The organism is Pseudomonas sp. 2957 (assembly GCF_031456345.1).
In the GTDB taxonomy this organism is placed as follows: domain Bacteria; phylum Pseudomonadota; class Gammaproteobacteria; order Pseudomonadales; family Pseudomonadaceae; genus Aquipseudomonas; species Aquipseudomonas siliginis.
Genome location: NZ_JAVDUL010000006.1, coordinates 136,828 through 149,636, shown reverse-complemented (window position 1 = coordinate 149,636; position 12,809 = coordinate 136,828). Strand labels below are relative to the sequence as shown.

Annotated in this window: 8 protein-coding genes and 1 pseudogene; 2 read left to right on the top strand and 7 right to left on the bottom strand. The window is 62.7% G+C overall.

Annotation, left to right across the window (positions count from 1 at the left end):
• Window positions 1-139 precede the first annotated feature (139 nt).
• Window positions 140-886 (top strand): response regulator, encoded by a 747-nt coding sequence (locus tag J2Y39_RS26615; protein WP_409037442.1) that lies wholly within the window; start codon window positions 140-142, stop codon window positions 884-886.
• Window positions 887-1,009: 123 nt separating this feature from the next.
• Here J2Y39_RS26615 and J2Y39_RS21735 read toward each other — a convergent pair whose 3' ends face one another.
• The 3 genes from J2Y39_RS21735 to J2Y39_RS21725 all read right to left on the bottom strand — a co-directional run bounded on the left by J2Y39_RS21735 (window position 1,010) and on the right by J2Y39_RS21725 (window position 6,618).
• Window positions 1,010-3,643, bottom strand: coding sequence for an excinuclease ABC subunit UvrA (locus J2Y39_RS21735; protein ID WP_310219648.1), 2,634 nt, complete (start codon window positions 3,641-3,643; stop codon window positions 1,010-1,012).
• 38 nt (window positions 3,644-3,681) lie between these two features.
• Window positions 3,682-5,793: an ATP-binding protein gene (locus J2Y39_RS21730; RefSeq protein WP_310219647.1), complete on the bottom strand. Its 2,112-nt coding sequence runs from the start codon at window positions 5,791-5,793 to the stop codon at window positions 3,682-3,684.
• A gap of 135 nt (window positions 5,794-5,928) precedes the next feature.
• Window positions 5,929-6,618, bottom strand: a complete 690-nt coding sequence (locus tag J2Y39_RS21725; protein ID WP_076563214.1) for a GntR family transcriptional regulator — start codon at window positions 6,616-6,618, stop codon at window positions 5,929-5,931.
• Window positions 6,619-6,744: 126 nt separating this feature from the next.
• Between J2Y39_RS21725 and J2Y39_RS26610 the strand changes: the two are divergent.
• Window positions 6,745-6,861: pseudogene (locus J2Y39_RS26610) on the top strand (metal ABC transporter ATP-binding protein); the annotation flags it as partial.
• A gap of 140 nt (window positions 6,862-7,001) precedes the next feature.
• Here J2Y39_RS26610 and J2Y39_RS21720 read toward each other — a convergent pair.
• From J2Y39_RS21720 to lexA, 4 genes are read right to left on the bottom strand one after another with little or no spacing between them, the layout of a single operon-like run.
• Window positions 7,002-10,079: an error-prone DNA polymerase gene (locus tag J2Y39_RS21720; RefSeq protein WP_310219645.1), complete on the bottom strand. Its 3,078-nt coding sequence runs from the start codon at window positions 10,077-10,079 to the stop codon at window positions 7,002-7,004.
• Entirely contained in the window at window positions 10,076-11,491 is a 1,416-nt protein-coding gene (locus tag J2Y39_RS21715; protein WP_310219643.1) for a DNA polymerase Y family protein, read from the bottom strand. Before J2Y39_RS21715 ends, J2Y39_RS21720 begins: the two co-directional genes overlap by 4 nt.
• Window positions 11,492-11,496: 5 nt before the next feature.
• Window positions 11,497-12,114: a translesion DNA synthesis-associated protein ImuA gene (gene imuA / locus J2Y39_RS21710; RefSeq protein WP_041478676.1), complete on the bottom strand. Its 618-nt coding sequence runs from the start codon at window positions 12,112-12,114 to the stop codon at window positions 11,497-11,499.
• Window positions 12,114-12,731 carry a transcriptional repressor LexA gene (gene lexA, locus J2Y39_RS21705; RefSeq protein WP_041478675.1) on the bottom strand — a complete coding sequence of 206 codons (618 nt, stop codon included), beginning with the start codon at window positions 12,729-12,731 and terminating at the stop codon, window positions 12,114-12,116. The genes imuA and lexA overlap by 1 nt, the downstream gene beginning before the upstream one ends.
• Between the last annotated feature and the right edge of the window lie 78 nt (window positions 12,732-12,809).

Below are 12,809 nucleotides of genomic sequence, written 5' to 3'. Positions count from 1 at the left end.
GCCGGTGGACATCAACGAGCATGTCCGCTCGCTGGAAGAATTGCTGGTGCGCACCATCGGCGAGCGCATCACCCTCAAGCTGGAACTGACCAACAAACCGGCGATTGCGCTGGTCGACCCGGTGCAGCTGGAAAGCGCGGTGCTCAACCTGGTGATCAACGCCCGTGATGCCCTGCCCTCGGGCGGCAATATCTGGGTCAATACTTACGCCGCTTATTCCCATGGCGATCCGAATCTGGCCGATGGCGCGTACGTGGCGCTGTCGGTACGCGACGACGGCACCGGCATTGAACACAACGTGATCGACAAGGTGTTCGAACCGTTTTTCACCACCAAGCCTTTAGGCCAGGGCACCGGGCTCGGGCTGTCGACGATCTACGGTTTTGCCCGTCAGTCGGGCGGTGACGCGCACATTCGCAGCGTCGCCCGACGTGGCACCGAAGTGACCATCATGCTGCCCGGCACCAACGACCCGACCGGGGCCGATGCGCCTGTGCCCGTGCCTGACGCGAAAGGCAGTGGTGAGCATGTGCTGATCGTCGAGGACATGGCCACGGTGCGCTTGTTCGTCACCGAAGTGCTGGAGGATGCCGGCTATCGCTGCACGCAAGCGGCGGATATCGAATCGGCGCTGGAGCGCTTGCAGAATGACCCGTCGATCGACCTGCTGCTGACCGACGTCGGCCTGCCGCGCATGAGCGGGCGGGAGTTGGCGGATGTTGCCCGTGGCTGGCACGAAGGGCTGCCGATCCTGTTCATGACCGGCTACGCCGAAACCGCGCTCAACCGCCAGGTCTTCCTCGGCACCGGCATGGACATGCTGGTCAAACCGTTCCAGATCAGCGAACTGCTCGACAAGGTCCGCCGTACGCTGGATGGCGCCTGAACTGGCGCCATCGCTGGCAAGCCAGCTCCCACAGGGGGCATCAGTGTGCGCAGATTTTCGGCAACAACTTGAATTCCTGTGGGAGCTGGCTTGCCAGCGATGGCGGCCAGCAAGGCGCTGCAGTTATCGGCTCAAAGCCCGAGCCAGAAACGGCGCAGTCTTGCTCTTCTTGCTCGCCGCAACTTTTTGCGGTGTGCCGGCGGCGACGATCCTGCCGCCCTGATCACCGGCGCCGGGGCCGATGTCGATCACCCAGTCGCTCTGCGCGACCACACGCATTTCGTGTTCGACCACAATCACCGTGTGCCCCGCTGTCACCAGCGTATCGAGTTGTTCCAGCAAGCGATCGACATCTCTCGGGTGCAATCCCGTGGTCGGCTCATCCAGTACATACAAGGTCGCGCCACGCTGGCTGCGCTGCAACTCGGTGGCCAGTTTGATTCGCTGCGCCTCACCACCGGAGAGCTCCGTGGCCGGTTGTCCCAGGCGCAGATAACCCAGGCCGATATCGCGCAGCACTTCAAGCGAACGACGAATCCCCGCCTGCTCGGCAAACACGGACACCGCCTCATCGACAGTCAGTTGCAGCACCTGGGCGATGCTCAAGCCCTGCCAGAGAATCGCCAATGTCTGCGGGTTATACCGCGCTCCGTGGCAGGTCGGGCATGGCGCATACACGCTGGGCATGAACAGCAATTCCACACTGACGAACCCCTCACCCTCGCAAGTAGCGCAACGGCCCTTGGCGACGTTGAAAGAAAACTGCCCTGCGTCATAGCCCGCCGCTTGCGCTTCGGGAGTCGCGGCGAACAGCTTGCGCACGTTGTCGAACAAGCCGGTGTAAGTCGCCAGATTGGAGCGCGGCGTGCGTCCGATGGGTTTCTGATCAACCTGCACCAGGCGTTTGATCGACTCCAGGCCGGCGCTGATCTGCCCGGTGCTGGGCGGCGGCGTGTCATCTTCCAGGCTCGGTTCTTCTGACTCGGCCTCGGCCACCGGACGGCCCAACTGCGCGCCGACCAGTTCGAGCAAGGCCTGACTGACCAGACTCGATTTGCCAGATCCCGATACGCCGGTCACCGAGGTGAAACAGCCCAAGGGGAATTCGGCGCTGAGATTATTCAGGTTGTTGCGGGTGACGCCGTCGAGCTTCAGCCAGCCGCTCGGCTTGCGCGCGGCGCGCTCAGGGCGTTGGTTTTCGGCAAACAGATAAGCGCGGGTCTGCGAATCTGCAATATCAGCAAGTCCCGCAGGCGGACCGCTGTACAGCACGCGCCCGCCCTTCTCGCCCGCCGCCGGGCCGACGTCGATCAGCCAGTCGGCGCGGCGCATGGTTTCGACATCATGCTCGACCACAAACAGCGTGTTGCCGTCAGCCTTCAAGTGCTGCAACGCTTCGAACAGCGCCTCGCCATCCGCCGGATGCAGACCGGCAGACGGTTCGTCCAGGACATAAATCACCCCGAACAGCTGCGAACCCAATTGCGTGGCCAGGCGCAAACGCTGCAACTCGCCCGACGACAAGGTCGGCGTACTGCGTTCCAGCGCCAGATAACCCAGGCCGAGATCGGTCAGGGTGCTGACCCGCTCCAGCAAATCCTCAGCGATGCGCTGCGCCGCCAGACGCTTTTCCAGCGACAGGTTCGGCGTATGGCGCACGTCCGGCGCGCTGGCGTGACCGCTCGCGCCATGGGCGACCCGCTGCTGACGCGCCTCGCGGGTTTGCGCATGGCTGAGGGTGTCGCCGCTCTCCTCGGCGTGTTCCAGATAATTTGCCGCTGCTACAGGCCGCAGCACTTCGGCCACTTGCAGCAACGGCATCTGCGACAACTCGCCAATGTCGTAGCCGGCAAAGGTCACCGACAACGCCTCGCGCTTGAGCCGTTTGCCCTCGCACAATGGGCACGGGCTACCGCGCATGAACTGTGAAACACGCTTCTTCATCAGCGCACTTTGCGAGTGAGTGAAGGTGTGCAGGATGTAGCGCCGGGCGCCGGTGAAGGTGCCCTGATAACTCGGTTCCATCTTGCGTTTGAGGGCTACGCGGGTTTCCTCCGGGGTCAACCCGGCGTACACCGGCACCGTCGGCGTTTCTTCAGTGAAGAGAATCCAGTCGCGCTGCTTTTTCGGCAGTTTCTTCCAGGGAATATCGACATCAATGCCCATGGTCACGAGGATGTCGCGCAGGTTCTGCCCTTGCCAGGCCAAGGGCCAGGACGCCACTGCACGCTGGCGGATGGTCAGGTTCGGGTCCGGCACCATCAGCGCTTCGGTGACTTCATAGACGCGACCAAGTCCATGACACTCCGGACAGGCGCCCTGCGGCGTGTTCGGTGAAAAATCCTCGGCATACAGCATTGGCTGCCCCGGCGGGTAACTCCCGGCCCGGGAATAGAGCATGCGGATCAGGCTCGACAGCGTCGTCACACTGCCCACCGAAGAACGCGCGCTTGGCGTGCCGCGCTGTTGTTGCAGAGCGACGGCAGGCGGCAGTCCTTCGATGGAATCGACATCCGGCACGCCGACCTGATCGATCAGCCGCCGCGCGTACGGCGCCACCGATTCGAAATACCGCCGCTGGGCCTCGGCATACAGAGTGGAAAACGCCAGCGACGACTTGCCCGAACCGGAGACACCGGTGAACACCACCAGCGCATCGCGCGGAATATCGACATCAACGTTCTTCAGGTTATGTTCGCGGGCGCCGCGCACACGAACCATGCCGGCGGGTGCTTTGGAATTGCGCTTGGAAATCATCGGCCTGCCTTGATTGAAAAACTGGGCAGCGCTCGGCATCAGGTGCCGAGCACCTCGCAAATCATCTGCAGTAAGGCTTGCGGGCTGTAGGGTTTGCCGAGCAGATGCGTATCGGGGCTGAGCTGGTGGTCGCGGGAAATGATGTCGCGGGTATGCCCGGAAGTGAACAGCACCGGCACCGGCGGTGTCTGCACCTTGGCCCAGGCAGCAAGATCGGAACTCTTGATCAGGCCGGGCATGACCACGTCGGTGAAGATCAGATCGATCTCGATGCCTTCCAGCAACATCTGCATGGCCACGTCGCCATTGCCGGCGGTCATCACCCGATAGCCTTCTTCGCGCAGCAACTCCACCGCCGAAGCGCGCACCGCGTCATTGTCTTCCACCACCAGAATGGTTTCGTGGCCGCCGCTCTTGCGTTCGCCGACACTGGCGGTCTCTTCGCGAACCGGACGCAGACTGCGCGGGAAATACAACTGCACCCGCGTGCCTTCGCCGAGCTTGCTGTCGATCTCGACGTGGCCGCCACTCTGTTTGACGAAGCCGAAGACCATGCTCAGACCGAGGCCAGTGCCCTGCCCGTCGGCCTTGGTGGTGAAGAACGGTTCGAAAACCTGTTCCAGCATTTGTGGGGCAATGCCCACGCCGGTGTCGGTGATCGCCACGCGCACATACTCACCGGACGCGATGCCCTTGCCGACGCAGTATTCGCTGTCCAGACAGACATTGGCGGCACTGAGGCCGATAACGCCCTCGCCCTTCATCGCGTCGCGGGCGTTGATGGCCAGGTTGAGAATCGCGTTTTCCAGTTGGTTGCGGTCGACGTTGATGTGCCAGGGCTGCGGCGGCAACTGCACGTCGATCTGAATGGTTTCGCCCAATGCACGTTGGAGTAATTCGCCCACGCCTTCGAAAATTTGTTCTGGATTGCACACGGCCGGTGACAGCGGTTGCCGCCGGGCAAAGGCCAGCAGTTGCGAAGACAGTTTGGCACCGCGTTCGACCGCCGCCAGCGAAGCCACGACCCGGCGTTGTACGTTGGCATTGTTGGGCTCATGCCGGGCGAGCAGATGCAGGTTGCCAGCGATGACTTGCAGCAGATTGTTGAAGTCGTGGGCAACGCCACCGGTCAGGCCGCCGATGGCTTCGAGCTTCTGCGATTGGCGAAGTTGTTCCTCGGCCGCGAGCCGCGCATTCACTTCGGCCGCCACGCGCTGTTCGAGATTGCGGGTGAATTTGAGCAGTGATTCTTCGGCGTTTTTGCGCTCATGGATGTCGATCAGCACACCGGGAAAGCGAAACGGTTTGCCTTGCTCATCGAACTCGCAGGCACCACTGGCCAACACCCACAGGTACTGGCCGTCGGCCCGCTGCACGCGGTATTCAGCGTTGTACGGCTCGCCAGTGCGCAAGCTATGGGCAACTCGCTCCTGCACCCACCGATGATCTTCGGGATGAATGCGCGATTCGGCGATCTCTTGTTGCAGATCGCTCAGGTCCTGATCCGGTGGATAGGAAAAGGTGCGGGCGAAACGTTCGTCAGCGGAGAAGCGATTGTTCTTGATGTCCCAGACAAACGAGCCAAGCAGTGCGCCGGCATTCAGCGCCAGACGCACGCGCTCGTTGTCGGCGCGATAGGCATCTTCGGCCGCCTGACGCAGGCGCTCGGAATGCACCAGTTCGGTGGTTTCGACCACCATCGCCATGACGCCGCCGGGCACGCCTTCGTCGTTGGCCACCGGGCTGTAATACAAGTCCATCCAGACGTCTTCGGGCACGCCGTCGCGCAGCAATACCAGCTCTTTGTTGCGATAGGACAAGGTGCCGCCGGCCAGGCAAGTGTCAACGACGTGGCGGTTGAATTCGGCGACTTCCGGCCAGCCCAACTCTACCGGCACGCCAAGCAGATAGGGATGGCGGCCACCGGCGAATTCGGAGTAGGCGTCGTTGTAGATCATGTAGCCGGCATGGCCCCAGAGCATCACCATCGGCAGCGGCGAAGCCAGCATCAGCTGCACGGTGTTACACAGGCTGGCCGGCCAGTCGGCGAGCGGACCCAGTTCGGTGAGGCTCCAGTCGAACGCACGGATGCGTCCGGCCATTTCGCCTTTCCAGCCCTCACAGCCATGGCTTTCGGATAAAAACTGCATCGCCTGACTCAGTGTCCTTTTTTGCGGTTTTCCGATCTATCGCAACGCTACAACGACGCGACGCCCGTGTGTTTCGAGGCCCTGAAAACGCATTGGTTTCATTGGAGGTATAGCCGATTTGCGACACAGAGCCATTCAGACGCCAATCAAGTGTTTGAGTGGGTGATAGCCGGTTTTCATTTTTGCAGCAACGTCGAGAATCGCCTTCTCGATTCCGTTGAGGTGCGTGCAGGTCAGCTCGATCGCGGCGCTCTGATTACCGGCCTCGATGTACTCGAGCAAACGCAGGTGTTCATCGTCGCGGCAGGCTTGATGACTGTCGTCATCGAGCGCGGCGGCATACAGCGAAGCGCGCGAGATCAGCTTCTGGAACCAGTCGAGCAGCACCGGATTGTTGAGGCTGCGCGCCAGTTTGAGGTGGAATTCGCCGAGCAGATGGATCAGCCGTTCATGGTCGCCGGCCGCATGGGCGGCATCCTCCAGCAACAAGTGCTCACGCAGATCCTGCATCGCAACGGTGTCTTTGCGCCGGCACAGTTCGGTGACGATGCCGATTTCGATCAACCGCCGGGTTTCGAACAGCGAACGCAGCTCTGCGTCACTGGGCAGCGACACCGATGCACCTTTGTTGGGCTCAGTGGTGACCAGACCATCGGCTTCCAATTGCTTGAGCGCAGCACGCACCGACGTGCGGCTGACATTGAACAACTCGGCCAGCGAGGCCTCACCCAGCTTCATGCCTGGGCGCAACGAACGCTTGCTGATCGCCGCGTAAACCCCTTGGTAGACGCGGTCGACCGTGGTTTCCAGTTTCTTTTCGCTCATTCGAACACTCCTTTGGCGTCGGGCAATTCATCCTGGCAGTGGCTGGCCATGGAGTTGATCGGGTTCCCGTACCGGTGTGAAGCGCAGAATATCTGCCTTCGGCCCAAAGGTGCAGCCTTTTGATTTATCTCGATTTTGGATAAACAGCCAAAACCTGTGGGAGCGAGCCTGCTCGCGAAGGCGGAGGCACGTTCGACATCGTCATTGCCTGACAGTCCGCATTCGCGAGCAGGCTCGCTCCCACTCTGATACGAGGCAGATCGACCATCTTCATTGCAACCAAAATCCCTGTGGGAGCGAGCTTGCTCGCGAAGGCGGCGGCACAGTCAACATCGTCATTGCCTCAGACTGCGCTTTCGCGAGCAGGCTCGTTCCCACAAAGGTCAGTGGAAATCCCGGCTCTGCACGTGAATGCCATTGAGCAGCGGGCTAAGGTCGCTCATGCGCCCGGCGATCAGGTGGCGCACATCGCCTTCGCGTTCCCAGCGGCCGTCGACCTTGAGCAATTGCGACCCCACCAGCACTTGGCGCTGACGCTCGGCCAGGTCACGCCAGACCACCACGTTGACGTTGCCGAACTCGTCTTCCAGGGTCACGAACGTCACGCCGCTGGCCGTACCGGGGCGCTGTCGGCCGGTGACCAGACCGGCCACGCTGACCGGCCGGCCATGTTCGATATCCATCAATTCCCGCGAGCTGCGGCAACGCCGGGCCTGCAACTCGCCACGCAACAACGCCAGTGGATGCGGCCCCAGCGTCGTCCCCACGGTCGAGTAATCAGCATGCAGGTCTTCGCCAACGCTGGGTTTGGGCAGGACGATTTTGACTTCCTCTTCGTTGGGCAGGCCGGCGAACAGGCCGAGCTGTTTCTGCACCCCGGCCACTTCCCAACGCGCACGATGACGATGCCCGGCCAGACCGCGCAAAGCGCCGGAGTCTGCCAGCAAGGCCTGCGCACGACTGTCGAGGGCGGCGCGCTCACCCAGGTCAGCGACATCGGCAAACGCCCCGTGTCGGCGCGCGGCTTCGATGCGCCGTGCGTCCTCTTCGCGAAATCCCTTGATCATGCGCAGGCCCATGCGAATCGCCGGTTGCCCGGCACTCAACGGTTCGAGGCTGCAATCCCAGTCGCTGGCGCGCACGTCCACCGGACGGATCTGCAATTGGTGCCGCCGCGCGTCCTGCAGAATCTGGTCCGGACTGTAAAAGCCCATCGGCCAACTGTTGATCAATGCGCAGGCGAACGCCGCCGGCTCGTGACACTTGAGCCAGCAACTGGCGTAGGTCAGCAAAGCGAAACTGGCGGCATGGGATTCGGGGAAGCCGTAACTGCCGAAGCCCTTGATCTGCTCGAAGATCTGCGCAGCGAATTCCGGTGTGTAGCCGTTCTTTTTCATGCCGGCGGCGAGGCGCTCCTTGTGCGGCTCCAGTCCGCCATGGCGCTTCCACGCGGCCATGGAACGGCGCAGTTGATCGGCCTCACCGGGGCTGTAGTCGGCAGCGACGATGGCGATCTGCATGACCTGTTCCTGAAACAGCGGCACGCCCAGGGTTCTTTTGAGTACGACTTCGAGCGCCGGCGACGGATAGGTTTCCGCCTCTTCGTTATTACGTCGGCGCAGATACGGATGAACCATCCCGCCCTGAATCGGCCCGGGACGGACAATCGCCACTTCGATGACCAGATCGTAGAAAGTCTTTGGCTTCAGGCGCGGCAACATCGACATCTGCGCCCGCGACTCGATCTGGAACACGCCGACGGTATCGGCGCGACTGATCATTTCGTAGGTCGGTTTGTCTTCAGGTGGAATCGTCGCGAGTGTCAGGTTCAGATCACGATGCCGGCGCAGCAGGTCGAAGCAGCGGCGAATCGCACTGAGCATACCCAAGGCGAGAATATCCACCTTGAGCAGGCCGACCGCATCGAGGTCGTCCTTGTCCCATTGGATGATGGTGCGATCGGCCATGGCTGCGTTTTCCACTGGCACCAGGGTGTCCAGCGGTTGCTCGGAAATCACGAAACCACCGGGATGCTGCGACAGGTGCCTGGGGAAGCCGATCAGTTGCCCGGTCAGGCTCAGTACCCGACGCAGCACCGGACTGTCCGGGTCGAAGCCGCCTTCACGCAAACGTTCCAGCGGCGGCGTTTCATCGCTCCAGCGCCCGCAGCAATCGGCCAGCGCGTTGATCTGATCCGGTGGCAGGCCGAGGGCCTTGGCCACATCGCGCACGGCACCGGTCGCGTGATAGGTGCTGACCACCGCGGTCAGCGCCGCACGCCGCCGGCCATAACGGTTGAACACGTATTGCAGGACTTCCTCGCGGCGCTCGTGCTCGAAATCGACATCGATGTCCGGCGGCTCGTTGCGCTCTTTGGACATGAAGCGTTCGAACAGCAGCGTAGTACGATCCGGATCGATCTCGGTGATGCCCAAGGCAAAACACACCGCCGAGTTGGCGGCCGAACCACGGCCCTGACAGAGGATGTTCTGCGTGCGGGCAAAGCGCACCACGTCGTGCACGGTGAGGAAGTAGCTTTCGTAGCCGAGTTCAGCGATCAATTGCAGCTCGTCATCGATCTGCTTGAGCACCTTGGCCTGAGGCCCTTTCGGCCAGCGCCAGGCAATGCCCTCCTCGGTCAGATGACGCAACCAGGAACTGGCATTGTGGCCCTTGGGCACCAGCTCTTTCGGATATTGATAGCGCAGCTCGCTCAGATCGAAGGTGCAGCGCTGGGCCAGGTTGACCGATTCCTCGAGCAAGGCCGGCGGATACAATTCGCGCAGCACATCAAGGCAACGCAAATGCCGCTCGCCATTGGGATGCAGGCGCAGACCCGCTTCGGCCACGGGGACGTGATGACGGATCGCGGTCATGGTGTCCTGCAAGGCACGGCGCCCCCGGGCATGCATGTGCACATCGCCGCTGGCCACGGCTGGAATCTGCAGCTCAGCCGCCAGAGCCAACAATGCCGCGAGCCGCTGCTGATCGTTCTGCCCGCGATGCAGTTGCACCGTGAGCCACAGGCGGTCGCCGAAGGTTTGTTTCAGCCAGCGCCCTTCTTCCCGGTCATCCACTGAATCCGGCACCCACAACACCAGCAAACCCGGCAGTGCTTCGTCGAAGTCTTCGCGCAGCAGCTGATACTGGCCTTTCTGCGTACGCCGCCGGGCCTGGGTGATCAAGCCGCACAGGGCCTGATAACCAGCAAGGTTTTCCACCAGCAGTACCAGTTTCGGGCCGTTGTCGATGCGCACCTCGCTGCCGATGATCAGCGGCAACTCCACGGACTTCGCCGCTTGCCATGCACGAACGATCCCGGCGAGGGTGCACTCGTCGGTGATCGCCAGCGCATGATAGCCGTGCTTTTTCGCCCGCTGAAACAGCTCCAGCGCGCTGGAGGCACCGCGCTGGAAACTGAAATTCGACAGGCAATGCAGTTCGGCGTAATCGGCACTCATGCGAACCAGCCTTGCAGCCACAGCGGGCCGCCCTCACCCACAGCGCGCCAGGCCCAGCCCTGCTGACCGGCGCGGTTCTGGATCAGGTAGTAATCACGCCGCACGTCGCCACCGTCCCACCAACCGGATTCGATGCGCTCCGGCCCCATGAGAATCCGCGCCGAACCTTCCGGCACGCTCTGCGGTTCGTTGAGCAGCCAGCCCGGGCGCTGCACGCTGGGCAAACCTGTGCAAGGCTGTTTGTCGACGCCATTCTGCCACGCGCACTCGGGGCGATGATCGGCCTGAAAGCGCAAGCCCTGCACCGCGTCATCACCCAGCCGTGCGCGCAGACGTTCGCGCAATTGCTCCCAGGGCAAGGTCTGCTGCGGGCGGTCGTCGAACAGTTCCTGATACTGCGGAACGAAACTCGGCAGGTCATCGGCGTGCAAGCGAAAACCACGCACCGGGGCCTCGACCTGGACTTGCTCCAGCCGGCCACGGGCCAGTTCAAACAGCATCGCCGCGTCACGCTCGGCACTGAGCAGGCCGACCTTGATCACCGTGTCCGGCAGGCCGGCGTGTTCCAGATGCAGGTCAAAACGCTGCACGCCACTGTCGCGCCCACAGAGGAACGCCGACAGGTCGCCGGTCAAGCGCCGTAACGGGAACAGCAAGGCTTGATGGGATTGCACGTCGAAATTCAGTTCGATGCGGATATCGAAACGGTCTGGCGGCAGATAGAACGCCAGCGCCAGAGGGCGTGCGCCGAACAGCGTGTCGAGGTGCTTGAGCATCTGCGCTTCGAAACGCCGGGCCAGTGCCTGGCGTGGCAGGCTTTGCACCTGACTGAGATTGCGCAGGCCCATGCGTGACAACGCCGTGGCGACATTCGGCTCCAGCCCCACACGATCAACCGGCAATTGCCCGAGATGATGCTGCAAGGCTTCGCTGTCCGGCACCACCAGGCCATCGTAGGCATTGGCCAGCACTCGCGCCGCCACCGGGTTCGGCGCGGCGACGATGCGATGGCGAAAGCCCAGATCTTTCAATTCCTGGCGCAGGCGAGCTTCAAATTGCGGCCAGGTACCGAACAGTCCGAGGCTGGATTCGATCTCGAACACCACGGTACGCGGGTAATGCACGCTGACCTGCGCGCTGAAGCGATAGGCCCACGCGGCGAGAAACTGCTGCCAGCGCTCGACCTCGGCCACCTCGTAATCGGCGGTGGCAAAGCCTTTGCTCATGGCTTGCGCGGCGGTCATCGACATGCCGGGGCGCAGGCCGAGTTTGCGCGCCGCCGGATTTACCGCTTGCAGCACTCGGCGTTGGGCCGGACCGCTGAGCAGCACCAGCGGCTCTTCAGGGTCGGGCCGCTGACGCAGCACAGCGTCGAGGGCCAGTTGCGGAAAGAGAATACATACCCAGCGCATGACGATCAGTGCCCCACGGCAAAGGCAATCGGCGCCGCACGCGCCAGCCCGCCACGGCATTTGAGTACGCGGAGTTGCGCCGGTTTGGCATCGATGGCTATGCGCAACGCTGCCGGTGACGGGTTGACCGCCTCGCTCAACGGGCGCCAGGCAAAGGCCAGGGTCTGGCCGGTTTCCGCCGCTACCTGCAAACGCCGCAAAGCCCGGTCGTCGGCCTTGTTCGGCCAGCACAGCACCGCGCCGCAACTGCCCGAGCGCAGACACTGCTCCGCCGCCCACAAGGCATCGCGTTCGCTGGCCTGAATCACCGACAACTGGCGCAAATCGACCCCGGCATTGGCCCAGGCCTGCGGGTACGGCACGAACGGCGGCGCCACCAGCACGATGCGCTCACCGGCCGCGGACAATCGCGCCAGGGTTGGCCAGACCAGTTGCAGCTCGCCGACACCAGGGCCGGCGAGAAGGATTTCGCTCAGCGCCGCTTCCGGCCAGCCGCCGCTGGGCAGAGCTGCGTCCAGTCCCGCATGCCCGGTCGGCTGCGGACTCGCCGCCGGTGGCGCAGGCCTGCCGCGCCAGACCTGGCCGCCATTGAACAGCGTATCCAACGCAACGACGGCGCCCATCAGCCTTGCCTCACCAGACCACAGAACACGCCTTCAATGGCCAGATCCTGATCATCACGCACGACAATCGGCTTGTACGCCGGGTTGCGCGGCAGCAGGCGCACTTCATCCCCGACCCGTTCGAAGCGTTTGATGGTGACTTCACCGTCCAGACGCGCAACGACGATCTGGCCGTTCAGCGCCTCGGGATTGCGCCGCACACCGACCAGATCGCCATCGAGAATGCCGTCTTCGATCATCGAGTCGCCCTGCACCCGCAGCATGTAATCCGGGGTGCGGGAGAACAGCGCCGGGTCGAGCAGCAAACGGTTATGGATATCGGCATCGGCGCCAATCGGCGCGCCGGCGGCCACACGACCGAGTACGGGGATCTCCAGCAGCTCCGGACGCGATGGCTGGCCGAGCAAACGAATGCCCCGGGCCTGATGCGGATTGACCTCGATGAAACCGGCTTCGGTGAGCGCCAGCACATGCTTGCGCGCCACGCTGCGCGAGGCAAAACCAAAAGCCTCGCTGATTTCAGCGAGGCTTGGGGGCTGACCGTGCTCGGCGATGCGATCGCGGATAAAGGTCAGAATGGCGGTACGGCGGGGAGTCAGATTGGTCATGGAGTACATTTGTACTCCTGTGGGAATTTCCTGACAAGAACCGCCAGTCGGCGCATGCCGACGCAGGGAGCTGCAATCAGATGAATC